The organism is Achromobacter sp. SLBN-14, assembly GCF_006715415.1.
Classification (GTDB): Bacteria; Pseudomonadota; Gammaproteobacteria; order Burkholderiales; family Burkholderiaceae_B; genus Achromobacter; species Achromobacter mucicolens.
This window is the reverse complement of record NZ_VFNE01000001.1, coordinates 2,368,254-2,393,826: the sequence shown is the minus strand read 5'-3', so window position 1 is coordinate 2,393,826 and position 25,573 is coordinate 2,368,254. Positions and strand designations below refer to the sequence as shown.

General features: G+C 67.4%; 24 protein-coding genes. 19 read left to right on the top strand and 5 right to left on the bottom strand.

Annotated features, from left to right (window positions below):
* The 7 genes from FBY20_RS10900 to FBY20_RS10870 all read left to right on the top strand — a co-directional run bounded on the left by FBY20_RS10900 (position 1) and on the right by FBY20_RS10870 (position 7,085).
* Entirely contained in the window at positions 1–795 is a 795-nt protein-coding gene (locus FBY20_RS10900) for an ABC transporter permease (RefSeq protein WP_062839314.1), read from the top strand.
* 37 nt (positions 796–832) lie between these two features.
* On the top strand, positions 833–1,174 hold the full coding sequence (locus tag FBY20_RS10895; RefSeq protein WP_142052102.1) for a (2Fe-2S)-binding protein: 342 nt from the start codon (positions 833–835) through the stop codon (positions 1,172–1,174).
* Positions 1,171–2,556: an NAD(P)/FAD-dependent oxidoreductase gene (locus FBY20_RS10890; protein WP_142052099.1), complete on the top strand. Its 1,386-nt coding sequence runs from the start codon at positions 1,171–1,173 to the stop codon at positions 2,554–2,556. Before FBY20_RS10895 ends, FBY20_RS10890 begins: the two co-directional genes overlap by 4 nt.
* The gene (locus tag FBY20_RS10885) at positions 2,553–3,725 is read left to right on the top strand and encodes an FAD-binding oxidoreductase (RefSeq protein WP_142052096.1); all 1,173 of its coding nucleotides are present in this window, start codon (positions 2,553–2,555) and stop codon (positions 3,723–3,725) included. The genes FBY20_RS10890 and FBY20_RS10885 overlap by 4 nt, the downstream gene beginning before the upstream one ends.
* Positions 3,722–4,792, top strand: a complete 1,071-nt coding sequence (locus tag FBY20_RS10880) for an ABC transporter substrate-binding protein (protein ID WP_056327663.1) — start codon at positions 3,722–3,724, stop codon at positions 4,790–4,792. The genes FBY20_RS10885 and FBY20_RS10880 overlap by 4 nt, the downstream gene beginning before the upstream one ends.
* A 70-nt stretch (positions 4,793–4,862) precedes the next feature.
* Positions 4,863–5,798 carry a glyoxylate/hydroxypyruvate reductase A gene (locus tag FBY20_RS10875; RefSeq protein ID WP_142052093.1) on the top strand — a complete coding sequence of 312 codons (936 nt, stop codon included), beginning with the start codon at positions 4,863–4,865 and terminating at the stop codon, positions 5,796–5,798.
* A gap of 453 nt (positions 5,799–6,251) precedes the next feature.
* Complete coding sequence (locus tag FBY20_RS10870; protein ID WP_142052090.1) at positions 6,252–7,085, top strand: GyrI-like domain-containing protein; 834 nt, start codon at positions 6,252–6,254, stop codon at positions 7,083–7,085.
* Between the two features lie 16 nt (positions 7,086–7,101).
* Here the strand turns inward: FBY20_RS10870 and FBY20_RS10865 are convergent, their stop codons facing one another.
* On the bottom strand, positions 7,102–7,998 hold the full coding sequence (locus FBY20_RS10865; protein ID WP_174245405.1) for a LysR family transcriptional regulator: 897 nt from the start codon (positions 7,996–7,998) through the stop codon (positions 7,102–7,104).
* Positions 7,999–8,157: 159 nt separating this feature from the next.
* On the opposite strand from FBY20_RS10865, the gene FBY20_RS10860 reads away from it, so the two are divergent.
* The 3 genes from FBY20_RS10860 to FBY20_RS10850 are packed head-to-tail and all read left to right on the top strand — an operon-like array spanning position 8,158 to position 12,937.
* Entirely contained in the window at positions 8,158–9,138 is a 981-nt protein-coding gene (locus FBY20_RS10860) for a tripartite tricarboxylate transporter substrate binding protein (RefSeq protein WP_056327666.1), read from the top strand.
* 24 nt (positions 9,139–9,162) lie between these two features.
* The gene (locus tag FBY20_RS10855) at positions 9,163–11,226 is read left to right on the top strand and encodes a hydantoinase/oxoprolinase family protein (protein ID WP_142052087.1); all 2,064 of its coding nucleotides are present in this window, start codon (positions 9,163–9,165) and stop codon (positions 11,224–11,226) included.
* The gene (locus FBY20_RS10850; RefSeq protein ID WP_142052083.1) at positions 11,213–12,937 is read left to right on the top strand and encodes a hydantoinase B/oxoprolinase family protein; all 1,725 of its coding nucleotides are present in this window, start codon (positions 11,213–11,215) and stop codon (positions 12,935–12,937) included. Before FBY20_RS10855 ends, FBY20_RS10850 begins: the two co-directional genes overlap by 14 nt.
* Positions 12,938–12,950: 13 nt before the next feature.
* On the opposite strand, the gene FBY20_RS10845 is transcribed toward FBY20_RS10850, so the two are convergent.
* Positions 12,951–13,754 carry a GntR family transcriptional regulator gene (locus tag FBY20_RS10845; RefSeq protein ID WP_056327669.1) on the bottom strand — a complete coding sequence of 268 codons (804 nt, stop codon included), beginning with the start codon at positions 13,752–13,754 and terminating at the stop codon, positions 12,951–12,953.
* Positions 13,755–13,938: 184 nt separating this feature from the next.
* Between FBY20_RS10845 and FBY20_RS10840 the strand changes: the two genes are divergently transcribed.
* Genes FBY20_RS10840 through FBY20_RS10800 form a run of 9 tightly spaced genes read left to right on the top strand, consistent with a single transcriptional unit; the run spans position 13,939 to position 22,196 of the window.
* On the top strand, positions 13,939–14,970 hold the full coding sequence (locus tag FBY20_RS10840; protein ID WP_142052080.1) for an ABC transporter substrate-binding protein: 1,032 nt from the start codon (positions 13,939–13,941) through the stop codon (positions 14,968–14,970).
* 46 nt (positions 14,971–15,016) lie between these two features.
* Positions 15,017–16,084, top strand: a complete 1,068-nt coding sequence (locus FBY20_RS10835; protein ID WP_142052077.1) for an ABC transporter ATP-binding protein — start codon at positions 15,017–15,019, stop codon at positions 16,082–16,084.
* Positions 16,081–16,947 (top strand): ABC transporter permease, encoded by an 867-nt coding sequence (locus FBY20_RS10830; protein WP_142052074.1) that lies wholly within the window; start codon positions 16,081–16,083, stop codon positions 16,945–16,947. The genes FBY20_RS10835 and FBY20_RS10830 overlap by 4 nt, the downstream gene beginning before the upstream one ends.
* 1 nt (position 16,948) lies before the next feature.
* The gene (locus FBY20_RS10825) at positions 16,949–17,749 is read left to right on the top strand and encodes an ABC transporter permease (RefSeq protein WP_062839327.1); all 801 of its coding nucleotides are present in this window, start codon (positions 16,949–16,951) and stop codon (positions 17,747–17,749) included.
* Positions 17,749–18,906 carry an FAD-binding oxidoreductase gene (locus tag FBY20_RS10820; RefSeq protein ID WP_056327674.1) on the top strand — a complete coding sequence of 386 codons (1,158 nt, stop codon included), beginning with the start codon at positions 17,749–17,751 and terminating at the stop codon, positions 18,904–18,906. The genes FBY20_RS10825 and FBY20_RS10820 overlap by 1 nt, the downstream gene beginning before the upstream one ends.
* Positions 18,890–19,198: a (2Fe-2S)-binding protein gene (locus FBY20_RS10815; RefSeq protein WP_056327675.1), complete on the top strand. Its 309-nt coding sequence runs from the start codon at positions 18,890–18,892 to the stop codon at positions 19,196–19,198. Before FBY20_RS10820 ends, FBY20_RS10815 begins: the two co-directional genes overlap by 17 nt.
* Positions 19,195–20,637, top strand: coding sequence for an NAD(P)/FAD-dependent oxidoreductase (locus FBY20_RS10810; RefSeq protein ID WP_056327676.1), 1,443 nt, complete (start codon positions 19,195–19,197; stop codon positions 20,635–20,637). Before FBY20_RS10815 ends, FBY20_RS10810 begins: the two co-directional genes overlap by 4 nt.
* Before the next feature lie 12 nt (positions 20,638–20,649).
* Complete coding sequence (locus tag FBY20_RS10805) at positions 20,650–21,813, top strand: FAD-binding oxidoreductase (protein WP_142052071.1); 1,164 nt, start codon at positions 20,650–20,652, stop codon at positions 21,811–21,813.
* On the top strand, positions 21,810–22,196 hold the full coding sequence (locus FBY20_RS10800; protein ID WP_056327677.1) for a RidA family protein: 387 nt from the start codon (positions 21,810–21,812) through the stop codon (positions 22,194–22,196). Before FBY20_RS10805 ends, FBY20_RS10800 begins: the two co-directional genes overlap by 4 nt.
* On the opposite strand, the gene FBY20_RS10795 is transcribed toward FBY20_RS10800, so the two are convergent.
* Genes FBY20_RS10795 through FBY20_RS10785 form a run of 3 tightly spaced genes read right to left on the bottom strand, consistent with a single transcriptional unit; the run spans position 22,171 to position 25,529 of the window.
* Positions 22,171–23,451: an amidohydrolase family protein gene (locus FBY20_RS10795; protein WP_142052068.1), complete on the bottom strand. Its 1,281-nt coding sequence runs from the start codon at positions 23,449–23,451 to the stop codon at positions 22,171–22,173. The two genes, FBY20_RS10800 and FBY20_RS10795, sit on opposite strands and share 26 nt — an antisense overlap.
* A gap of 43 nt (positions 23,452–23,494) precedes the next feature.
* On the bottom strand, positions 23,495–24,445 hold the full coding sequence (locus tag FBY20_RS10790) for an ABC transporter permease (RefSeq protein ID WP_056327679.1): 951 nt from the start codon (positions 24,443–24,445) through the stop codon (positions 23,495–23,497).
* A 10-nt stretch (positions 24,446–24,455) separates the two neighbouring features.
* Positions 24,456–25,529 carry an ABC transporter permease gene (locus FBY20_RS10785; RefSeq protein ID WP_142052064.1) on the bottom strand — a complete coding sequence of 358 codons (1,074 nt, stop codon included), beginning with the start codon at positions 25,527–25,529 and terminating at the stop codon, positions 24,456–24,458.
* Positions 25,530–25,573: the final 44 nt, after the last annotated feature.

The following is a 25,573-nucleotide window of genomic DNA, read 5'->3' as shown; positions in this document are numbered from 1 at the left end:
ATGCAGAAGAACGGTCCTTTCGCGCTGGCGTTCAACTTCCTGGTGGTGGCCTTCGTGCTGGCGCCGCTGGTCATCGTGTGCCTGGTGGCGTTCACGCCGGACTCGACGCTTACCGTGCCCACCACAAGCTTCTCGCTGCGCTGGTTTTACGCGGTATTCGATCATCCCAACTTCATGCAGGCGTTCAAGAACAGCCTGTGGCTCGCGTTCCTGTCGGCCAGCATTGCCGTGTGCCTGGCCGTGCCCGCGGCCATCGCCATCACGCGCTACCGCTTTCCCGGGCGCGACGTGCTCAACGGCCTGTTCCTGTCGCCGCTCATGATCCCGCACCTGGTGCTGGGCGTGGCGCTGTTGCGTTTCTTTGCGCTGATGGGCATGGCCGGCAGCTTTCCGTGGCTGGTCGCCAGCCACGTGGTCGTCATCACGCCATACGTCATGCGCCTGGTGATCGGCGCGCTGGTCGGCTTTGACCGGTCCATCGAGCACGCCGCGCTGTCGCTGGGCGCCAGCCGCGCCACGGTGTTCTTTACGGTGACCCTGCCGCTCATCATTCCTGGGGTATCCGGCGGCTGGCTGCTGGCATTCATCAACAGCTTCGACGAACTGACCATGTCGGTGTTCATCACCGCGCCGTCGACCATCACGCTGCCCGTGCGCATGTACATGTACGCCACAGAATCCATCGATCCCATGATGGCCGCCGTGTCCGCGCTGGTGATCGCGCTGACGGCCGTGACCATGCTTCTGCTGGATCGGGTGTACGGACTGGACCGCGTCCTGGTGGGCCAGAAATGAAATCGCTGCCGACAGCCGCAAAGGAGCCGCGCGCGCCATGGCAATTCTGAAACGCCTGGCCGAAACCGGCCGGCCCGCGTTGACCTTCACGTTCGACGGACAGCCCTGCACGGCGCTGGCCGGCGACACGGTCCTGACCGCCGTCCTGACGCAGGGCGAGCGCCTGCGCGTCTCGGAATTCGGGGGCGGGCCGCGCGCCGGCTTCTGCATGATGGGCGCCTGCCAAGACTGCTGGGTGCAGCTTGAAAACGGCGAGCGCGTGCGCGCCTGTTCCACGTATATCGAGCCCGGCATGCGGCTGCAGAGCGCCGCGCTGGCGCCGGCAGCCGCGCCCGGCACGCTGTCGGCCGCCGCCTGGCCCGAGGACGACACGCCATGACCGCCGTGATGCCCGTGATCGTCGGTGCGGGTCCGGCCGGCATCCGCGCGGCCCAGACGCTGGCCGCGCAAGGCCTGCGGCCCGTGATCCTGGACGAAGGCCTGCGGCCTGGCGGCCAGATCTACCGGCAGCCGCCGCCCGGCTTCTCGCGGCCCAAGTCCGCGCTGTACGGCTTTGAACACCGCAAGGCCGACGCCGTGCACCGGACCATGCAGGCGTTGCAGGGCAGCGTGGAGTACCGCCCCGGCTGTCTCGTCTGGAACGCCGAGGGCAGGACGCTGGACGTGCTGCGTGACGGCGTCAGCACCACCGTGCCCTACACTCACCTCATCCTTGCCACCGGCGCCACCGACCGCGTGCTGCCGTTTCCCGGCTGGCTGACGCCCGGCGTCTACACGCTGGGCGGATCGCAGGTGGCGCTCAAGCACCAGGGATGCGGCATCGGTTCGCGCGTCGCGTTCATGGGCACCGGCCCTCTGCTGTATCTGGTGGCCTACCAATACGCCAAGGCGGGCGCGCAAGTCGCAGCCGTGCTGGACACGTCCCGCTTTGCCGACCGCGCCGCCGCGCTGCCCGGCATGCTGCGCGCGCCCGCGCTGCTGGCCAAGGGCCTTTACTACATGGCGTGGCTGCGCGCGCACGGTGTGCCGCTGCGCAGCGGCGTGCGGCCCGTGGCCGTCGCGGGCACGGGCCGAGTCACGGGTCTGTCGTACCGGCAGGGTGAACGCACGCACACGCTGGATTGCGATGCGGTTGGCTTTGGCCTGTCGCTGCGGCCCGAAACCCAGCTTGCCAGCCTGATCGGCTGCGACTTTGAATTCAACGAACGTGACCGCAACTGGATCCCGCGGCGCGACGCCGCTGGCCGCAGCAGCGTGACGGGCGTCTACGTCGCCGGCGATGGCGCAGGCATCGGCGGCGCCGACGCCGCCGAACTGGCGGGCGAACGCGCGGCGCTGGCGCTGCTTGAAGACACCGGGCATCCGCACGACGCGCGCCGCGCGCGCGTGCTGGAATCGCAACTGGCGGCCAACGGCCGCGTGCGCGACGCGCTGGAACGCGCCTTCCCGTTTCCTGAGGACTGGGTCGCCGGCATCGCCGACGACACCGTCGTCTGCCGCTGCGAGGAAGTCACCGCCGGCACCATCCGCCAGGCCGTGCACGAGAACGGCGTGCGGGAGATGAATCGCCTGAAAGCGCTGACGCGCGTGGGCATGGGCCGTTGCCAGGGCCGCATGTGCGGCGTTGCCGGCGCGGAAGTCCTGGCCCACGCCGTGGGCTGCGCGCCGCGCGCAGTGGGCCGGCTGCGCAACCAGCCGCCGGTCAAACCCATCCCGGTCCACGTGGTATGCCTGGAACGGCCCGCGAAAAGGGCCGCATGATGGAACGCATCGACACCGAAGTCGCGATCATCGGCGGCGGCATCGTTGGCGGCAGCGCCGCGCTGTTCCTGCGCCGCCGGGGCGTGCCCGTGGTGCTGCTGGAAGCGGCGCTGTGCGGCGCCAAGGCCAGCGGCGTCAACTACGGCGGCGTGCGGCGGCAGGGCCGCGGCGTTGAACAGCTGCCGCTCGCGCGGCGCGCGCATGAGCTGTGGGGCAAGCTGCCCGAGCTGATCGGCATCGACGGCGAGTACGTGCGCTCCGGACATTTGAAGCTGGCCTGCTCCGACGCCGACCTGGCGTTGCTGCAGGCCTATCGCGACAGCACGCGCGGCTTTGGCATGGATCTTCAAATCCTGGACCGCCGCGCGCTGGCGCGGCGCTTCGGCTGGCTGGGCCAGGGCGTGGTGGGCGGCTCGTTCTGCCCGCAGGACGGCCACGCCAACCCTCGGCTCGTGTCCCCGGCGTTTGGCCGTGCCGCGGCCGCGCTGGGCGCCGACGTCCGCGAAGGCGTGCGCGTCACCTCAGCCACGCACGACGGCACACGTTTCATCGTGCGCGCCGGCGATACGCTTGAAGTGCGCGCGCGCATGCTGCTCAATTGCGCGGGCGCCTGGGCCGGCCGCTTCGCCGAAGGCTTTGGCGAACCCGTGCCCGAAACCTCCATTCATCCCCTGATGATGGTGACCGAACCCCTGCCGCTGTTCATGGACGTCAGCCTGGGCATGCAGGGCGGCGGCATCTACGCGCGCCAGGTCGCGCGGGGCAACTGCGTCATCGGCGGCGGGCGCGGCGTCTCGGCAGATCCTGACTATGCCCGCCCGGGGCGCGACAACCTTGGCGCGCTGATGGCCAATGCGGCAACGCTGCTGCCCGTGCTGCGAGGCGCGCAGGTCATCCGCTTCTGGACGGGGGTGGAAGGCAACATGCCCGACCACAATCCCGTGCTCGGACCCAGCGCCACCGTGCCCGGTCTCTTTCATGCCTTCGGCCTGTCCGGCGCGGGCTTTCAGATCGGCCCGGCCGTCGGCGAAGTCCTGTCCGAACTGGTCGTGCACGGCCGATCCTCCATTCCCATCGATGCCTTCCGCATTGAACGGTACGCGCCCGCCGCTCACGGCGCCGCGGCCCGGCCTGAAAGTCTTCGTGAGCAAACGCTGGAGTCACCATGATGCACAAGAAACAGGGCGCGCAGCGCCTGACCAAGGGGAAGCGCCTGTTGGGCGCGGCGGTGCTGGCATTGCTGTCCGCCGGCGCAATGGCGCAGCAAAAGACGTTGTACGTCGGCATGAACGGCGGCGACATGGAACGCGCCTTCACGCAGCACGTGTTCCCGGACTTCGAGAAGGCCAACAACGTCAAGATCGTCGTCGTGCCCGGCACCTCGACCGACGTGCTCGCCAAGGCGCAGGCCTACAAGGACAATCCCCAAATGCACGTCATGTTCCTGGATGACGGCATCATGGCCCGCGCGATCTCGATGGGCCTGTGCGAACAGCTCAACGACGACCCCGTCCTGAAAGAGCTGTATCCCACCGCCCTGATGAAAGACCGCATGGCCGCCGGCATCGACATCGGCATGACCGGCCTGGGCTACAACACCCGCCTCTTCCAGAAGAACGGCTGGACGCCGCCGACCTCGTGGCTGGACCTGGCCGATCCCAAGTACAAGGGCAAGGTCGTCTTCCAGTCTGCTTCCGGCAGCACCTTCGGCCTGCACGGCTTCCTGATGTTCAACCGTATCGAAGGCGGCAACGACCAGAACTACGAGCCCGGCTTCAAGAAGTGGCCCTCCACCATCGGCCCCAACGTGCTCGAGTACATTCCCAACTCCGCCAAACTGGCCGAGATGATCCAGTCCGACGAGGCCGCCATCTTCCCGCTCACCCCCACCGCCATCGCCCGCCTGAAAAAGCGCGACATCCCGGTGGAATACGCCCAGCCCAAGGAAGGCTCCGTCATCCTCATGGTCGGCGAATGCGTCATCGCCAAGAACAGCGAACCCGAACTCGCGCAAAAGCTCGCGCTGTACCTCTTGTCCGCCAAGGCCCAGGCCAAGGCGCTGGAAATGGGCGGCCACTTCCCGTCCAACAAGAACGTCCAGGCGTCCGCCGACAACGCCGAGACGCTCAAGCGCTTCCAAGGCTACATGGCCAACGCTAAGATCCTGGATTGGGACCAGATCAACGCGGCCCGGCCCGCCTTCAACGCCCGCTGGAACCGCACGGTCGAACGTTGAGGCCAACGCGCGGCGTCCTGTGGACAACCCGCAGGCGCGCCGCGCCGGCCTTCCAGCAGCAAGGACACGCATGCGCCTCATCATCAATTCCGGCGGCCCACAGGCGACAGAAGAATGGCGCGCGCATTTCCGCGCGTTCGCGCCGGAACTGGACGTCGTCGGCTGGCACGAAGACCCCGACCCCGCCACCATCGACTACGCCCTCGTCTGGGCCCCCGACGCCGGCCGCCTGGCCACGTTCCCCAACCTGAAACTCATCGTCAGCGCCGGCGCCGGCGTCGACCACATCCTCGCCGACCCCGCCCTGCCGCGCCACCTGCCCATCGCCCGCATGGTCACCGCGCGCACGCAGACCGAAATGGCCGAGTACGTGCTCACCAGCGCCCTCATGATCACGCGCAACGTCAAACGCATCACCGACAACCAGGCCCGCCGCCACTGGGAATTCTTCGACTCCCTGCGCGTCGCCGCCGACGTGCGCGTCGGCATCATGGGCCTCGGCCACCTTGGCGTCGCCTCAGCGCAACTCCTGTCCCGCGCAGGCTTTCCCGTCAGCGGCTGGTCCCGCGGCGCCAGCAAGCTCCCCGGCATGCCGTCCTACGCAGGCCAGGACCAGTTCGCCGACTTCCTCGCCAACACCGACCTCCTCGTCTGCCTCCTGCCCGCCACCGAAACGACGCGCGGCATCCTCAACCGCACGACGCTCTCCCAGCTCCCAAAAGGCGCCAGCCTCATCAACGCCGGCCGCGGCGCCCACATGGTCACCCAGGACATCCTGGACGCGCTGGACAGCGGCCATCTGGACCAGGCCATCCTGGACGTCTTCGAACAAGAACCCTTGCAAGAAGACTCCCCGCTGTGGACCCACCCAAAAATCACCATCACCCCCCACTGCGCCGCAATCCCCGACCGCAAAGAACGCGCCCGCCACACCGCCCTGCTGATCGCAGCCAATGAGCGCGGCGAGCCCCTACCCAACATCTACGACCCGCAGCGCGGTTACTGACACCGCGCAGCCCACAGCAATCCAGAGCGAAGCGCGCAGCGCCAACGCGTGCCGCAAGACACCGCGTAAGCTCCGCCAGGCCGCCCGCGCGGCCGCCGCGGAGCGGGCCCCGCAAGACCTTCCGCCACCTCCCACCGCTTGCCAGAACGCCAAGCAAACAACTCGCCCCAGCAATGCCGGAACCCGAATCACCTGAGCACGGCGTGGCGGTGGCCTTGGGGCGCGGGGCGTGTAGATGCGCCCGAGGGAATCGGAAGGCAGTCGCCGGAGGCGACAACGACGATGACGAAGGGGCAGTCCGGAGCGAAGGCTCCGGACCGCAATCGTAGCCCCGCGCCCCAAGGCCACCGCCGCGCCGTGCGTCTAAAGAACCGAACCGGCGCAACCCAGAGAAAAAACCGCAAAATCTGCAAACCCCCAAAAGCTAAATTGCCCCTACCAAGGAGCAACCCATTGAAACCCGCAACGCGATCCCTCCACGCCCAACGCCTGGACCCCGTCCTACGCTGGCTAGCCGCCAACCCAGACGCCCCGCCAGACCTGCACCACCTGGCCGACCTGGCCTGCCTATCCCCCTATCACTTCCACCGCGTCTACCGCGCCATGATGGGAGAAACGGTCAACGCCACCGTCCAGCGCATCCGCATGCACCGCGCGGCCGCCGCCCTGGCCAGCTCCGAAACCCCATTGAAAGACATCGCCCAACGCGCCGGCTACGAATCCGACGCCGCCTTCAACCGCGCCTTCGGCGCCCTCTTCGGCACCCCGCCGGGCCGGTATCGCGCCGCCCGCTCCCAGTCTTCCACCCCCAAGGAGCTGACCATGTACCCCGTCGTCATCGAGAACTTCCCTGGAACCACCCTGGCCGTCCTGCCCCACCGCGGCAGCTACCAGGACATCGGCCCCGTCTTCTCAAGGGCCTTCATGCTCGCCATCGGCCGCGGCATCGCCACCCCCGACACCATCGGCTACGGCATCTATTTCGATGACCCCGAGCAGGTCCCCGAAAGCCAGTTGCGATCGCTTGCCGGCATGCCCGTCGCGCCCGATGCCGACATCGGCCAGGAACTCGAACGCTTCGAAATCCCCGCCGGCCGCTGCGCCATCCTCACGTACACCGGCCCCTACAACGAAATGCGCAAGCCCTACGACTGGCTCTTTGCCGAATGGCTCCCGTCCAGCGGCATGGCCCCCGCGGATTTCCCCATGTTCGAGCAATACCTGAACGACCCGCGCACCACCCCGCCCGCGCAATTGCAGACCCGCATCTGCCTGCCGCTTCAATAGCAGACAGCGCCTCCCGCTACCCGAGCACGCCGGCCAGATATTGCCGCAGCCAGGCGTGCGCCGGATCGTCCTGATAGCGCTCGTGCCAGTACAACGACACCGCAATGGGCGGCAACGTCAGCGGCACCTTCTGCGTCACGATGCGCGCGCTGCCCGACATCGCCTTTGCAATGCTCACCGGCATCGTCGCGATCAGGTCAGATCCCTCCACGATGAACGGACACACCAGATAGCTGGACAGCGTCGCCACGATCTTGCGGCTGCGGTTCTGGCCCATCAGGATGCGATCGATCGCCGTGCTGAAGTAGCGCGTGTGCGCGGCCAGATCCAGATGTCCGTAGCTCAGGTAGGCGTCCAGGTTCCAGCGCTTGCGCAAACACGGATGTCCTTCGCGCACGATGCACACCGCCGGCTCCTGGTACAGAAAGCGCGTGCGCAGATCCGGCGCCGGGTCCGGAAAATAGCCCGCGATCAACTCCACATGATTGGTGTCCAGCATGCTCAGCCCGTGCTGCGGCCGCGCCGGCACGATCTGCAACTGGAAGTGCGGCGCGTCCACCGCAAGCCGCGGAATCAGCTTGGGCAGCAGCGTGTACTGCACATAATCGGTCGCATACAGCGACAGCGTGCGCGACGAATGCGCCGGGTCGAACGCCTCGCGGGTGCGCGTCGCGCGGTGCCAGCCCTCCAATAGCGGCTTGAAATGCTGGTGTAGTTCCAGCGCCCGCAGCGTCGGCTGCCACGTGCCGCCCTCGCGCACCAGCAGCGGATCGCCGAACAACTGGCGCAGCCGGTTCATCGCCGCGCTCATGGCCGGCTGGCTGATGTTCATCGCCTCGGCCGCGCGCGACACATTGCGGCATGCCATCAGCGCATCGAAGTGCAGAAGCAGATTCAGGTCCGGATTCTTCATCGCAGCGCGTCCATAAATGGCATCTATACAAATATAAACCTGTAGGACTGCTGTCATCGCGGCGCCAGGCCTAGCATGACTTCGTTGTTGCAGCGAACCAAGGTCGGACACGCATGATCCGGCCATAAGGAAGTTCTATCAACAAGGGGAAACCAAGCCATGAAAACAGGGCTACTTCGCAGTTGCTGTCGCATTGCCGCCGGCGTCGCGCTCTTTGCCGCCGCCGGAACCGCCACCGCCGCCTGGCCTGACAAGGTCATCCGCATCGTCGTGCCGTTCGCGGCCGGCGGCTCCACCGACCTGGTAGCGCGCAAGATCGCCGAAGGACTGAGCCAGCGCCTGGGCGCCAACGTCATCGTCGAAAACCGGCCCGGCGCGGGCGGCACCGTCGGCACCGAGTACGTCGCGCGCCAACCCGCCGACGGCTACACCATCCTCATGGGATCGGTCAGCACGCACGGCAGCGCGCCCTGCGTCTATTCCAAGTTGCCGTACGACGCGGTCAAGGACTTCACGCCGCTGACGGTCGTGGCCACGATCCCCAACGTCATGTCGGTGAACCAGTCCGTCCCCGCCAACAACCTGCAGGAGTTTGTGGCCCTGCTGAAGAAAGAGCCCGAGAAGTATTCCTTCGCCTCCAACGGCCAGGGCACGTCCAACCACCTGGCCGCCGAACTCTTCAAGTCCACCGCCGGGGTGTCGATGGTGCATGTGCCTTACCGCGGCTCCGGCCCCGCGCTCATCGACCTGGTGGGCGGACAGATCAACATGATGATGGACGTCGTGATGACGTCGTACCCCTACATCAAGGACGGCAAGATCAAGGCGCTGGCAGTGACCTCGCCGCAGCGCTCGGCCATGTTGCCCGACGTGCCCACTGTCGCCGAGTCCGGCTACCCCGGCTACGAGGCCATGGTGTGGTTCGGCATGCTGGCGCCCGCCAACATGCCCGAACCCTTGCGCACCAAGCTGACCGACGGCCTGGTGCAGACCCTGCACGCGCCTGCCATGAAGACCTATCTCGAGCAGCAGGGCGCTCAGGTGTCGGACGTTGCGGGCCCGGCGTTCGGCTCGATGATCAAGGACGAAATCAGCAAGTGGTGCCAGGTGGTGAAGAAAGCCGGCATTCGTCTGGACTGACCCTCATTTTTTGGAAAGAACGATATGTATCGCATAGGGATAGACGTCGGAGGCACGTTTACCGATTTCACGATGATCGACGAGGACGCCGGCGTGGTGCACTTTCACAAGGTGCCCTCCACGCCGCACGATCCCTCCGAGGCCATCGCCACGGGCATCGGTCAGATGCTTGCGGATCATGGCGTCGCGCCGTCGCAGGTGTCGCACGTGGGCCATGGCACCACGGTGGCCACCAACCTCATCATCGAACGCAAAGGCGCGCGCGTCGGCCTGATCACCACACGGGGCTTTCGCGACGTGCTGGAGATTGGCCGCCAGACGCGCCCGCACCTGTACGACTACAGCGTGGGCAAGCCGCCCGTCGCGGTGCCGCGCGAATTTCGCGCCGAAGTCGACGAGCGCGTCAACGCGGCGGGCGAGGTCCTGACGGCGCTGGACGAAGCGCAGGTGCGCGATGCGGCGCGGCGCTTCGCCAAGGCCGGCATCGAGGCCGTGACGATCTGCTTTCTGCATGCTTACCGCAACCCGGCGCACGAGCGGCGCGCGGCCAGCATCGTCCAGGAAGAAATGCCGGATGCGTACATCAGCCAGTCCTCCGAGGTGTTGCCCGAATTCCGCGAATACGAGCGCCTGTCCACCACCGTGCTCAATGCGGCGGTCGGGCCGAAGATGGCGCGCTACCTGGAGCGTTTCCTGAAGCGGGTGCGGGAACTGGACATCGGGCATGAGCCGCACACCATTCACTCCAACGGCGGCCTGATGTCGATCGCCACGGTGCGCCAGTATCCGGTGCGCACCTGCCTGTCCGGCCCCGCCGCCGGCGTGGTCGGCGCCGCGGCCGTGGGACGCGCCATCGGCAGCCTGAACCTCGTGACGTTCGACGTGGGCGGCACCAGCACGGACGTGTCGCTGGTGTGCGAAGGCAGGCCGCTCTTCACCTCGCACCGCCATGTCGCCGGCTATCCGGTCAAGACGCCGATGGTCGACATCCATGTCATCGGCGCGGGCGGCGGCAGCATTGCGTGGTTGGACGATGCCGGCGCGCTGAAGGTGGGGCCGCACAGCGCTGGCGCGGTGCCGGGCCCGGTGGGCTACGGCCGTGGCGGCCAGGAGCCCACCATCACCGACGCCGAAATCGCGTTGCAGCGGCTCAACCCCGTGGCGCTCTTGAACGGCCGCATGCCGGTGTATGCCGATGCGGCGCGCGAGGTCATCCGCGGCCGCGTCGCCGAACCGCTGGGCCTGACCATGGAGGCGGCTGCCGAGGGCATCCTGCGCATCGCCGCCGCCAACATGAGCCGCGCGATCCGGGCGGTGTCCACCGAGCGGGGCTACGACCTGTCGCGCTTCGCGCTGTATGCCTACGGCGGCGCGGGCCCGCTGCACGCCGTGGAAGTGGCCGAGGAGTGCGGCATCCCCATCGTCATCGTGCCGCAGGAACCTGGCACGATGTGCGCGCGCGGCATTTTGCTCAGCGACATCTCGTTCGACTTCGTGCAAAGCGAGATATCGCTCGCCAGCGAGGACACGTGGCCCGCCATCACCGCCATCTTTGAAGGACTTGCCGCGCAGGCGCGCGACTGGCTCGCGTCCGAACGCGTCGATCCCGCGCTGCGCGTGTGCCACAGCGCGATCGACGCGCGCTACGAGGGGCAGAACTTCGAGGTGCAGGTCAGCCTGGACGACACGGGCCCGGGCGGCTACGCGCAATTCGCGCGGCGCTTTGAAGAGGCCCATGAGCGCGAATACGGCTACACGGTGGACGATCGCAAGGTGCAGATCATCAATTGCCGCATGCAGGCGGTCGGACAGGTGGTGAAGGCGCCGCTCGCGCCACGCCATGTGGGCGGCACGCTGCAGGACGCGCGGCTGGGCGAGCGCAAGGCGTACTTCGGGCCGGCGCATGGCTGGCTGCAAACGCCCGTGTACGACCGCGACCGCGTGCCGACCGGCGCGCGCTTTCAGGGCCCGGCGCTGCTCGAGGAAATGAGCTCGACCACGGTGGTCGGCGTGGGCCACGAGGCCAGCGTCGACGAATTCGGCAACCTGATCATCCGTTTGCAAGGAGGCTCGCATGAACAAGCCTGATTCCATTGAACCGCGCGAGGCGGACAGCGCCTCGGTCCTGGCGGATCCGATCGGCATGGAGGTGTTCTGCAACCGCCTGCTGTCGATCACCGAAGACATGAACAACACGCTGGTGCGCGCCTCGTTCTCGACCAACATCAAGGAGCGCAAGGATTGCTCGGTGGCGCTCTTTGACGCGGCGGGGCGGCTGGTCGCGCAGGGCACGCAGATTCCGCTGCACCTCGGATCGCTGGACGGCGCCATGCGCGCCATCCTGCGCACGTTTGCCGAAGACCAGATCCGCGACGGCGACGTGTTCATCTGCAACGATCCGTACCTGGCCGACGGCAGCCACCTGCCCGACATCAACATCATCACGCCGGTGTTCTGGGAAGGCACGCTGCGTTTCTTTGCCGCCAACATCGCGCACCACTCCGACGTGGGCGGCGCCGTGCCTGGCTCTATCGCCGGAGGGCTGAAGTCGATCTTCGAGGAAGGCATCCGCATCCCCGCCTGCCGGCTGGCCCGCGCGGGCGAGACCGACGAGGACCTGCTGCGTCTCATCTGCGCGAACACCCGCGATCCGGAAGAGCGCGTGCTCGACCTGCGCGTGCAGATGGCGACCAACCGCCGCGGCGCGGCCGCGGTGCAGGGATTGATCCGCCAGATGGGGCTGCAGGCTGTGCTGCGCTCGGTGGACGACGTGATCGCCTACACGCGCAAACGCCTCTTGAACCGCATCGCCGAGCTGCGCCCCGGCAGCTACACCTTCCGCAGCGATCTTGACGACGACGGCATGGGCGGCGATCCGGTGCCCATCCAGGTGACGCTGACCGTCGGCCCGGACAATCTGCATTTCGACTTCGACGGGTCGGGCAAGCAGGCGCGCGGCGCCATGAACCTGCCGTTCAATGCCCTGCGCGCCTGCGTGTACTACGCGGTGAAGGCGCTGCTGGATCCGGACCTGGCGCCCAATGCCGGGCTGTTCGATCCCATCACGCTGTCCGCGCCCGTGGGCACCATCACCAATCCCGAGCATCCGGCCGCGGTGGGCGCGCGGTCCATCACCGCGCAGAAGGTGGCTGGCGCAATTTTCGGTGCATTCCGGGGCCTGCTGCCCCCGGAAAAGACCATGGCTTCCAGCAACGACTGCTGCCCCGCCATCGTGTTCTCGGGCCGGTGGCGCGAGCGCGCGGGACACTTCGTGTACCTGGAAACCTTGGGCGGCGGCGCGGGGGCGCGCTTCGATGCGGACGGCATGGATGCGGTGCATGTGCACATGACCAACACTTCTAACCTGCCGGTCGAAGCGCTGGAGAACGAGTATCCCCTGCTGATGGACGAGTACGCGATGATTCAGGACTCGGGCGGCGCGGGCCGCACGCGCGGCGGCATGGGCATCGCCAAGCAGATACGCGCGGTGGGACCAGGCATCGTGTTCTCGGCGCGCTCGGACAGCCACACCGTCGGCGTGGCCGCGGGCGTTGACGGCGGTGGAGATGGCCGCCGCGCGCGCCTGATCCGCAATTTCGGGACGCCGCAGGCCGCGGAGCTTTTCTCCAAGACCGCCAACATCGCGCTTGCGGCCGGCGAAAGCGTGCGCATCGAAACGCCGGGGGCCGGCGGTTATGGCGCGCCGTCGGAGCGGCCGCGGGCGCGCGTGAAACAGGACCTGGCTGACGGCAAGATCAGCCCTCACGCGGCGCGTACGGACTATGGGCTGTCCGTGTAGGCCGCGCCGCGCGTCAACTGACGTTCAGGGTCATCGAGTACTTCATCTTGTCGTGCGGAAACGTGGTGATGGTGGCAAGCAGCAGCACGCCGCCGTCGCCGTAGTAACGGCGGGTGATGACAAAGCCCGGCGTGCCGGTATCGACTTGAAGTTGCCTGGCGATCGCCGCGCCGATGGGCGTGGCGGAGAACTCCTGGTTGACCTCGGTGATGCGGTCGCCGAAATGGTCCTCGATCAGCCGCAGCAGCGAGATCCGCGACTTCACATCCACCTGCACGTTCGAATGCGCCGGGTTCGTGTAGATGAGCGTGCTGGCGGCCGGCACGTCGGGATCGTCCAGCGTCTTGATCGAGTTGATGTGCAGCCATTCTTGCCCGGCTTCGCAGCCCAGCGTTTCGGCAAGGCGCTTGGTCAGCTTGACGGTGCGAACGTCCTGCACCAGCAGCGCCGCGTTGCGTGCGTACTGCAGCAGATCGGGAAACTGCGAAATGCGCTGCGTGAAGCGGGTCGTCGCGCGGGCGGTTTCGACACGCGTGCCCACGCCCGGCCGGCGCGACACCACGCCCGCCACCGTCAGCATGCGGATCGCTTCGCGAATGGTGTGGCGGCTGGCGCCGAATTGTTCGCACAGTTCGTGCTCGGTGGGAAGCAGCGTCATGACGGGGTAGCGCCCGGAGCTGATGTCCTGCGAGAGCGACTGATAGATGCTCTTGTAGCGGGGGCCACCCGACATGTCTGCCGGGAGCGCCGCGCCGGGCCGGCCGCGGGCTTGCCGCTCCCCGCCGGGGCTGGCAGCGCGCTCGGAGGATCGGGTCATGAGGTTGGCTCCTTGATTGGTTTTATAGGGTTTGTCCGGACAATAACCGATTGACAAGGCAGTCATGCGGGATTCATTATTTGTCCGGACATTCATGTACGGACAAATTGTACGGCGGACATGAGGTCGCCGGGCAACAAATCAGTCGGTTCTTGCAGTTCTCTTCCAAAATTCGGGGGTTCTCATGAGCAAGGTACTTGCAGTGCTCGCGGCGGCGGCGGTAGCGGCCGGGCTGGGCGCAAACGCACAGGCGCAGCAGAAACTGGTGGTGGCCGGCTACGGCGGCTCGTTCGAAGACATCATGCGCAAGGACATCTTCCCTCCCTTCGCCAAGCAGCATGGCGTCGAGCTGGATTACGTGGCCGGCAATTCCACCAACACCGTGGCGCGCCTGCAGGCGCAAAAGAGCAACCAGCAGATCGACGTCGCCATCATCGATGACGGCCCCATGTACCAGGCCATTGCGCTGGGGTTTTGCGAACCCATCAAGAACCTGCCCGCCGACGACATCTACACCACCGCGCGCTACAAGGACGACAAGGCGGTCGCCATCGGCATCGTGGCCACGGGCATCATGTACAACAAGAAGGTCTTCGACGAGAAGAAGTGGGCGCCGCCCACGTCCTGGAAGGACCTGAAGGATCCCAAGTACAAGAAGCAACTGGTCATTCCGCCGCTGAACAACACCTATGGCCTGCACACGCTGGTGGAATACGCCCGCGAAGGCGGCGGCGGCGAAAAGAAGATCGATCCGGGCTTCACCACGTTCAAGAACGAGGTCGGTCCCAACGTGCTGGTCTATGAGCCGTCGCCCGGCAAGATGACCGAGCTCTTCTCCAGCGGGCAGGCCACCATCGCGGTCTGGGGCAGCGGCCGCGTCAAGGCGTTTGCCGACACGGGCTTTCCCGTCGGATTCGTCTATCCGCAGGAAGGCGCGTACGCGCTGCTGTCTTCCGTGTGTCCGGTGGCCAAGCCCAACGCCAATCCGAAGGCGCAGGCCTTCGTCGAATACCTGGTGTCGCCCGAGGTCCAGGAAAAGCTCGCTTCCGCGTACGGCTATGGTCCGGTGAACAAGAAGGCCAAGGTCACGGACGATCCCCGTGTGCCGCTGCCCATCGGCAAGCGCGCCGCCGATCTCATCGTGATCGACTGGGACACGGTCAACCAGAACCGGGACGACTGGAACAAGCGCTGGACGCGGGAAATCGAGCGCTGACGCGTGTGCATACGGGCGGCGCCACTGCCGCCCACCGGGAGCATTCATGACCTATCTTGTGCTTGACCGCCTGAGCAAGCGCTACGGCGACACCATGGCCGTCGAAAACCTGAGCCTGTCGGTAAACAAAGGCGAATTCATCTCGCTGCTGGGACCGTCCGGCTGCGGCAAGACCACCACGCTGCAGATGATCGCCGGCTTCGTCGAACCGTCCGGCGGCAGCATCGTGCTGAACGGCAAGGACGTCAGCAAGGTTCCCGCCAACAAGCGCGGGCTGGGCATGGTGTTCCAGAACTATGCGCTCTTTCCGCACATGACCGCGGCCGAGAATGTGTCGTTCGGCCTGGAGATGCAGCGCGTGAAAAAGGACGAGCGCCTGGCCCGCGTGGCCGACGCGCTCAAGCTCGTGGGCCTGTCGCATCTGGCCGACCGGCACCCGGCGCGCATGTCCGGCGGCCAGCAGCAGCGCGTGGCGCTGGCGCGTGCGCTGGTCATCCGGCCCAGCGTGCTGCTGCTGGACGAACCGCTCTCCAACCTGGACGCCAAACTGCGCGAAGAGATGCAGCTGGAATTGCGCAGCATCCAGCGCACGGTCGGCACCACCACCATTCTCGTTACGCACGATCAGTCCGAGGCGCTGGCGCTGTCGGACCGCATCGTGGTGATGAACCAGGGCCGAGTCGAACAGGTGGCCGAACCCTTTGCCGCGTACGAAGGGCCCGCCAGCCATTTCGTGGGCGGGTTTCTGGGCAAGGCCAACGTTTTCACGCCGCAAGCCGAGCAGTACGAGGGCGAAACGCGCGCGCGCATCGGCGAAGCCCATGTCTCATTGAACGGAGCACCGGTGCCGCAGGGCGCGGTGATCGTGCGGCCGGAAAAGATCCTGTTTTCCGAGCCCGCGGCCTGTGCGTTGCCCGGCCGCATGAAGACGCGTGTCTTCCAGGGCAACCATTGGTTGTGCCAGGTGGAAACGTCGGTCGGTGAAGTGATGGTGATCCGGCAGAACGACGGCGTGCCGGTGCCCGCCGAAGGCGAAACCGTGCATCTGCGCTGGCGCGCGCAGGACATGTGCGCCGTCGATCCGGCGGCCGCGCCGCAAGGCAACGCGTCATGAGCGCGCGCACCAATCCGTGGGTGCTGAGCGCCCCGGCGCTGGTGGTGTATGCCACGTTCCTCGTGGTGCCGATGGCGCTGGTGTTTCTGATCAGCTTCTTCGACTTCCAGTTCTACGGCGGCATCGAGGCCACCTTTACCTGGAAGAACTACATCGAGATCTTCTCGGACGGCTACTACTACGAGATCTACGCGCGCACGTTTGGCGTGGCCGCGGCCGTGACCGTGGCGTGCCTGGTGCTGGGCACGGCCGAAGCCTACGTGCTGTCGCGCATGGCCAACCCGTGGAAGGGTCTTTTTCTGATGGTGGTGCTGGGCCCGCTGCTGATTTCGGTGGTGGTGCGCACGCTGGGCTGGGCGCTGCTGTTCGCGTCCACCGGCCTCATCAACAAGGCGCTGATGGGCATCGGCCTGATCTCCACGCCCATCGACCTCATGTACAGTAACCTGGGCGTGGGCATTGCGCTGACGCACGTGCTGGTGCCCTTCATGGTGATCTCGGTGTGGGCCTCGTTGCAGCGGATCAATCCCGCTACCGAGGCGGCCGCGCTGTCGCTGGGCGCCAGCCAGTTCACCGTCATCCGGCGCGTGATCGTGCCGCAGGTGATGCCCGGCATCCTCTCGGGCGCAATCATGGTGTTTGCGATGGCGGCCAGCTCGTTCGCCACGCCGGCCATCATCGGCGGGCGGCGCTTGAAGAACGTGGCCACCGCCGCCTACGACGAGTTCCTGAACACCCTGATCTGGCCGCTGGGCGCGGCGCTGGCCGTGGTGCTGCTGGTGGCGACCGTGGTGGTGCTGCTGTCGGCCAACCGCATCATCGAGCGCCGCTACGGGGCCGTGTTCAACCAGGCCGGAGGCTGACATGCAATTTCGCAACGGCCCCATCGGCCTCGTCTTTCACACGCTGTTCATCCTGTTCATCCTGGCGCCCATCGTCATGGTGTGCGCGGTGGCGTTCACGTCCGAAGGCTTCATTTCGCTGCCCTCGGGCGGGCTGTCGCTTCGCTGGTTCCGCGCCATCCTGGACAACCCGCGCTTTGTCGATGCGTTCTGGTTCAGTTTGGGCCTGGGCACGCTGTCGGCCACGCTGGCCATCGGACTGGCCGTGCCCAGCGCATTGGCGATCGCGCGCAACCGCTTCAGGGGGCGGGAAGCGCTGGTGGCGTTCTTTCTGTCGCCGCTGATGATTCCGCACGTGGTGCTGGGCCTGGCGTTCCTGAAGTTCTTCACGACCGTGGACCTGGCGGGCACGTACTTCGGCCTGGTCGTGGCGCACGTGATTCTGGTCATGCCGTATGCGCTGCGGCTGGTGCTGGCCTCGGCAACGGGCATCGATCCGGCGCTGGAGCGGGCGGCGCAGTCGCTGGGCGCGTCCAACTGGACGGCATTCCGGCGCGTGGTGCTGCCGCTCTTGCTGCCAGGCGTGGTCAGCGGCTGGGTGATCGCGTTCATCACCAGCTTTGACGAACTGACGATGTCGATCTTCATCGCCTCGCCGTCCACCACGACGCTGCCGGTGCGCATCTTCCTGCATATCGAAGACACCATCGATCCGCTGGTGACGGCGGTGTCGGCGGTGCTGATCTACGTGACGATCATTGCCATATTCATCCTGGACCGCGCGGTCGGCCTGGAGAAGCTGTTTGTAGGAAAGGGACGCTGATGACGGAAGAGAAAGAACTGGCGCCGCGCGCGCCCGTGCACCGCGGCATCTACGATGCGGCGGTGATCGGGGGCGGTCTGGTCGGATCGGCCGTGGCCTACGGGCTGCGCCGCGAACTGGACCACGTGGCCGTGCTGGACGAAGGCGACGTGGCCTATCGGGCTTCGCGCGGAAACTTCGGCCTGGTGTGGGTGCAGAGCAAGGGCATGGGCCTGCCGCGCTACGGCGTGTGGACCATGACGTCGGCCACCGGCTGGCCCCGGCTTGCCGCCCTGCTGCAGGAAGAGACCGGGGTCGACGTGCACCTGGAGCAGCGCGGCGGCCTGCACGCGCTCCTGAGCGACGAAGAGGTCGAGGCGCGCACGCGCTTCATGAACACGCTGCTCGCGCAGCCGGGCATGGCGCAGTACGAGTGGAAGATGCTGGATCGCGCCGAGGTCGCGGACCTGGTGCCGGGCATCGGACCCGAGGTGCGCGGCGCGACGTGGACGCCGGTGGACGGCATTGCCAACCCGCTCAAGCTGCTGCGCGCGCTGCACATGAGTTTTGCACAGCGGGTTGTGGATTACCTGCCGCAGCGGCCGGCGCAGAGCATCCGCCTGCGTGACGGCGTGTTTGAAATCGCCACGCCCGGCGGCACGGTGCGCGCACACAAGGTGGTGCTGGCCTCGGGGCTGTCCAACAAGCAGCTTGGCGAGCAAGTCGGTCTTGACGTGCCGGTGCGGCCGCAGCGCGGCCAGATCGTCGTGCTGGAGCGCACGCGCCGCATGCTGGAGACGCCGTTGTCCACGCTGCGCCAGACCGACGAAGGCACGTGGCTCATCGGCGACTCGCAGGAAGAGGCCGGCTATGTGGACAACCTGGTTGGCCTGCCGATCCTGGGCACGCTTGCCGACCGCGCCGTGCGCACCCTGCCCGCGTTGCGGGACGTGCGCGTGGTCCGCAGCTGGGCGGCGCTGCGCGTCATGTCCAAGGACGGCTTTCCGATCTATCAGCAATCCGAAACGTGCCCGGGGGCGTTCGTCGCCACCTGTCACAGCGGCGTGACGCTCGCCGCCGCGCACGCGCTCAACTTGGCGCCCATGATCGCCGCCGGCAAGCTGGCCGACGACATGGCGCCTTTCTCGACCCGGAGGTTTCATGTTCAAGCGGCTTGACGAGGCGCAGCGGCAGGCGCAGGGCGCGCCGGTGCGGGTAACGGTCAATGGCGCCGAAATGCTGTGCCGCCAGGGCGACAGCGTGGCGGCGGCGCTCTTTGCGGGCGGCGTGCAGGCCTGCCGCGACACGGCCGTCAACGAGGTCCCGCGCGGCCCCTACTGCATGATGGGCGTCTGCTACGACTGCCTGGTCACCATCGACGGACAAGCGAACCAGCAGGGCTGCATGACGCCCGTGCGGGAAGGAATGAAGATCGAGCGCCAGTTGGGCGCGCGCAAGGTGCAGGCATGATCGACACGATGCAATGCGATTTGCTGGTGGTGGGCGCCGGCCCGGCCGGCCTGGCGGCCGCGACGCTGGCCGCGAACCTGGGCGTGGATACCATGCTGCTCGATGAGCAGCCCGCGCCCGGCGGCCAGATCTACCGCGCCATCACCACCACCCCGGTCACCAACCGCGGCATCCTGGGTGAAGACTACTGGCACGGCGCGACGCTGGTGCCGCCGTTCCAGCAGTCCGGTGCGCGCTACGTGCCGGGGGCGACCGTCTGGGCCGTGGCGCAGCGCACCGCGCCCGAGCCGGCCGACGGTTTCGAGGTGGCGTACTCGGTGGCGGGCGAGGCCCGCATCGTGCACGCGCGCCGCCTGCTGCTGGCCACCGGCGCACAGGAGCGGCCCTTCCCGATTCCGGGCTGGACGCTGCCGGGCGTCATCACTGCGGGCGCGGCGCAGATCCTCTTGAAATCATCCGGCGTCGTGCCGTCCGACCGCACCGTGCTGGCCGGTTGCGGGCCGCTGCTGTACCTGGTGGCCTGGCAGTACCTGAATGCGGGCGTGAAGGTCGACGCGCTGCTGGAAACCACGCCGCCGGGACGCATGGGGCAGGCGCTGCCCAAGGTCTGGGGCTTTCTGCGCTCGCCGTATCTGGGCAAGGGACTGAAACTGCTGCGCGCGGTCAAGGCAGCCGTGCCCATCGTCAAGGGCGTGACGGCGCTGGAAGCGCTGGGCGACGGCAAGCTGCAAAGCGTGCGCTACACGGCGGGCGGCGTCACCAAGACGTTGCCCGCCGATCAGCTGATGTTGCACCAGGGCGTGGTGCCCAACGTGAACCTGTCGCGCGCGGTGGGCGTGGCGCACCGCTGGAACGACGCACTGGACTGTTGGGAGCCCGACGTCGACGAATGGGGCACGACAGGGGTGGACGGCGTCGGCATGGCCGGTGACGGCGCGGGCATCGCCGGGGCGCTGGCGGCCGAGCATCGCGGCCGGCTGGCCGCTCTGCAGGCCGCGCATCTGCTGGGCCGCATCGATGCGGACAAGCGCGACAGCGAAGCCGCTGCGCCGCGCGCGGCGCTGGCGCAGGCCGTGCGCGGCCGCGAATTCTTCGACACGCTCTACAAGGCGCCGGAGGCGTTCCGGCGGCCCACGGGCGACACCATCGTGTGCCGCTGCGAGGAAGTGACCGCCGCGCAGGTGCGCGAGACCGTCAAGCTGGGCTGCAGCGGGCCGAACCAGATGAAGGCTTTCCTGCGCTGCGGCATGGGTCCGTGCCAGGGCCGCTTCTGCGGCCTGACCGTGTCGGAAATCATTGCCGAGGAACGCGGCGTGCCGACCGAGGAAGTGGGCTATTACCGGCTGCGCTTTCCGACCAAGCCGCTCACGCTGGGCGAACTGGCCTCGCTGCCGCAGACCGACGATTCGCGCCAGGCCGTCGTCCGCCTGAAGAAATGACGGGCGGACACCATGACCGTTCACCCGCGGGCGGCTGAAGTCATCATCATCGGCGGCGGGCTGCATGGCAGCTCTGCCGCGTTGCATCTGGCGCGCGCCGGCGTGCGCGCGCTGGTCATCGAAAAGAACTACGTGGGGCGTCACGCCTCCGGCGTCAATGCGGGCGGCGTGCGCACGCTGTCGCGCCATCTGGCCGAAGTGCCGCTGGCGCTGGCCTCGCGCGAGATCTGGTATCGCATCGGCGAGCTGGTGGATGACGATTGCGGCTTTGAGCAGCATGGGCAGGTGCGCGTCGCCGAGAACGCGGCGGATGCCGAAACGCTGCGCGCGCGGCTCAAGACCATGACGGACCACGGCTACACCCACGAGCAGTGGATAACGCGTGAAGACCTGCTGGATCTGATTCCCGCGATCGCGCCTACGGTGCAGGGCGGCCTGATCGCGCGCGAAGACGCGGCGGCCGATCCCTACCGCACCACCCTCGCCTTTCGCATGAAGGCCGCCAGCCTGGGCGCGCGCTTTCTGGAAGGCGTGCGCGTGCAAAGCGTGACGCGGCAGGACGGGCAATGGCGCGTGGAGACGGATGACGGCGTGTACACCGCGCCGCAGGTGCTGAACTGCGCGGGCGCGTGGGCGGATCGCATCGCCGCGCAATGGGGCGAGCCGGTGCCGCTGCTACCCATCAGTCCGATGATGCTCGTCACGCTGCGCATGGATCACTTTCTGGATCCCGTGGTGCTGGGAACGGGCCGTGCGCTGTCGTTCAAGCAGCGCACCAATGGCACCGTGCTGATCGGCGGGGGCCGGCGTGCCTGGGTGGACCGGGATGCCGAATGGACCGAACTGGATTTCCGCTCGCTGGCCGAGGGCGCACGCACGGTGGTGGACCTTTTCCCGCACATGCGCGACGCCATCGTGAACCGCGGCTGGGCGGGCATCGAGGCGGCCATGCCCGATGAGATCCCGGTGATCGGGCGCAGCAGCCGGCATGAGACCGCCTTTCACGCCTTCGGGTTTTCGGCGCACGGCTTTGAGCTCGGGCCCATCGTGGGCCGCATCATGGCCGACCTGATCACGACCGGCGCGACGGACCTGCCGATCGCGCCATTCCGGATTGAACGTTTTTCGGATGCCGGCATGGCATCCGCCCCATCGACCAAGGAGCAAGACGAATGAACGATATCGTGCGCAGGGAAACCAACGAGCGCCTGTCCCGCATCGTGATTCACGGCGACACCGTCTATATCGCGGGGGTGACGTCGACCGCGGAGGGCGGCATCGAGGCCCAGACGCGCGACGTGCTGGCCAAGATCGACGGCTATCTGAAGCAGGCGAACACCGACAAGTCGCGGCTGCTGTCCGTGCAGATCTGGCTCAAGGACATCGCGCGTGACTTTGCCGGCATGAACGCCGTGTGGGCCGAGTGGGCGCTGCCGCGCGCGATGCCCACCCGCGCCACCTGCGAGGCCAAGCTGGCCTCGCCCGACATGCTGGTGGAGATCATCGTGACGGCCGCGGCGCAGCCGGCTTACGTCAGCGGGCCGACGTCTGAAAGCTGACTTCGCCGGGGCGGCCCGGCAGATGCAGCGTGGCGGTGGCCGGCGGCGTGGTCGCCACCACCTTGCCCGCGCGCAGCACCATCAGGCGCGTGGCGCGCAGGCGCAATGCCTCCACCGCGTCGCGCGCCTGCAGCAGCACCAGATCGGCGCGCTTGCCGATCGCCAAGCCCGTCTCGTCCAGGCCTAGGATCTTGGCGGGCGTGGTCGTCACCGCTTCAAAACAGGCGCGCATCGCGTCCTGTCCCGTCATCTGGCCCACGTGCAGGCCCATGTGCGCGACTTCCAGCATGTCGCCTGAACCCAGGCTGTACCACGGGTCCATCACGCAGTCATGGCCGAAGGCGACCGGCACGCCGGCCGCCATCAGCTCGGGCACGCGCGTCATGCCGCGGCGCTTCGGATACGTGTCGTGGCGGCCCTGCAGCGTGATGTTGATGAGCGGATTGGCAATCGCGGACACGCCCGCTTCGCGGATCAACGGGATCAGCTTGGACACGTAGTAGTTGTCCATGGAATGCATGGACGTCAGGTGCGAGCCCGTCACCCGGCCGGAGAGGCCGAGCCGCTGCGTGTGATACGCCAACGTTTCAATGTGGCGTGACAGCGGATCGTCGCTTTCGTCGCAGTGCATGTCCACGCGCAGGCCGCGTTCGGCGGCCAGTTCGCACAGGATGCGCACGGATTCGGCGCCGTCCTGCATGGTGCGTTCAAAGTGCGGAATGCCGCCCACCACGTCCACGCCCATGTCCAGCGCGCGCTTCAGGTTGTCCAGCGCCCCGGGCGCGCGCAGCACGCCGTCCTGCGGGAAGGCGACCAGTTGCAGGTCCAGGTAGGGCCTGACCTTCTCGCGCACGTGCAGCAGCGCTTCCGTTGCCAAGAGGCGCGGGTCGCAGACATCCACGTGCGAGCGGATGGCCAGCAGCCCGCGCGCCACGGCCCAGTCGCAATAGGCCAGCGCGCGTTCGACCAGCGCTTCCTGCGTGAGCAGCGGCTTGAGCTCGCCCCACAGCGCAATGCCTTCGAGCAGCGTGCCCGACTGGTTCACGCGCGGCAGGCCAAAGGACAGCGTCGAGTCCATGTGGAAATGCGCGTCGACGAAGGGCGAGGTGACCAGTTGACCGGCGGCGTCCACCGTCTGCGCGGCCTCGGCCTTCAGGGCCGGTTCCAGCGCGGCGATGCGGCCATCGGCCACGCCGATGTCGATGTTGGTGCGGCCGTCGGGCAGCGTGCAGTGCTTAAGAATCAGGTCAAGCATGCGTGTTCCTTGCGAAGAATGTCAGTGGCGTCATGTCGTCCCGTCACCGTTCGCCTTTGCGGTAAGGCTTCATCAAGGCCTGCGGGTAGGCGGCGCGGCGCGCCATGAATACCAGGGCCAGGATGGACAGGATGTAGGGCAGCATCAGATACACCTGATACGGCAGTTCGGGCATGCCCGGCAGCGCCGCGCCGCCTTGTTGCAGGCGCAGTTGCAGCGCGTCGAAGAACGCGAAGATCAGCGCGCCCAGCAGCGCCTTGCCGGGCCGCCACGACGCAAACACCACGAGCGCCACGCAGACCCAGCCGCGGCCGTTGACCATGTTGAAGAAGAACGCGTTGAACGCCGCCAGCGTCAGGAAACTGCCCGCCACGCCCATCAGCGCCGATCCCGCCACGATAGCGCCGATGCGCAGGCGCGTCACGGACAGGCCCTGGCCTTCGGCGGCGGCGGGGTTCTCGCCCACCATGCGCACGGCCAGCCCCACCGGCGTGCGGTTCAGCACCCAGGCCAGGATCGGCACGGCGGCCAGCGCGATCAGCGTCATGGGCGTCTGTCCGGCCAGGACGGGGCCGATCAGCGGAATTTCCGCCAGAAACTTCATCTCGGCAAAGGGGGTGATCGTCGGCGGCGCGGACACGCTGGGGAACGTGACGCGGTAGGCAAAGTAACTGAGGCTGGTGGCCAGCAGGGTCACGCCCAATCCCGAGACGTGCTGCGACAGGCCCAGCGGCACCGTCAGCACGGCGTGCAGCAGGCCGAACACGGCGCCGGCCAGCGCGGCGGCCAGCACGCCCACGTACAGCGGCGCGCCCAGGTAGACGACCAGCCAGCCGGTGAAGGCGCCGGCCACCATGATGCCCTCGATGCCCAGGTTCAAGACGCCGGCGCGCTCGCACAGCAGCACGCCCAGCGTGCCCAGAATCAGCGGCGTGGCCAGGCGCAGCACGGCCACCCAGAACGCCGAGGAACTCATCAGATCCATCCATTCCATGGCGTGCTCCTCAAGCCTTGTTGCGGCGCAGGCGGTACTGCGCGAATAGCGTCGCGACCAGCATGGCGAGCAGCGAAGTGGCGACGATGACGTCGGCGATGTAGTTGGGCACGGCGATGGCGCGGCTCATGCTGTCGGCGCCGACCAGCATGCCGGCCACGAAGATGCTGGCCAGGATCACGCCCAGCGGATGCAGGCCGGCCAGCATGGCGACGACCACGCCCGTGTAGCCGTACCCCGGCGACATATCCAGCGTGACGTAGCTGGTGCGCCCCGCGACCTCGATGGCGCCGGCCAAGCCGGCCAGCGCGCCGGACAGCATGGCGGTGCCCAGCATCACGCGGTTCACCGGCAGGCCCAGAAAGCGTGACGCATGGGCGTTGGCGCCCACCGCGCGCATCTGAAAACCGAAGACGGTGTAGCGGTTCAAGAGCCACAGGCCCAGCGCCAGGCCGGCGGCCCACAACAGGCCTGTGTGGGCGCGCGTGCGTTCGATGAGCTTGCCCAGTTCCAGGTCGCCGTTCAGCGCCACCGATTGCGGCCAGCCCATCGCCATCGGATCCTTCATCGGGCCGTCCAGCATCATCGACACGAACAGCAGCACGATGAAGTTGCCCAGCAGCGTGGTCACCACCTCGTCGACGCCCAGGCGGGTTTTCAGAAGGGCCGGAATCAGCAGCAGCAACGCGCCGGCCAGCGCCGCGGCCAGCATCATGCCGCCAAACAGCACCGGCACCGGCAGGTCAAAGCCCGTGCCGTCGTGCAGGCCGCCCACGGCCACCGCCGCCAGCGCGCCCAGATAGAGCTGCCCTTCCGCGCCGATGTTGTAGAAGCGCGCGCGAAAGGCCACGGCACAGGCAAGGCCCGTCAGCATCAGCGGCGTGGCGCGCGTCAGGGTTTCGGACAGCGCGAAGCGCGTGCCGAACGCGCCTTCGAACAGCAGCGCATAGGTGCGGCCGACGGGGGCGCCGGCCCAGGCCACCAGCAGCGTGCAGACCGTCAGCGTGAAGAGGATGGCCGCGATGGGCGCCAATGCCAGCGCAAGGCGGCTGGGCTCGGGGCGGCGTTCCAGGATCAGTTTCATGGGATGCTCAAAAGTGAAGAAAGCCAGGCGGCACGGTTTGCACC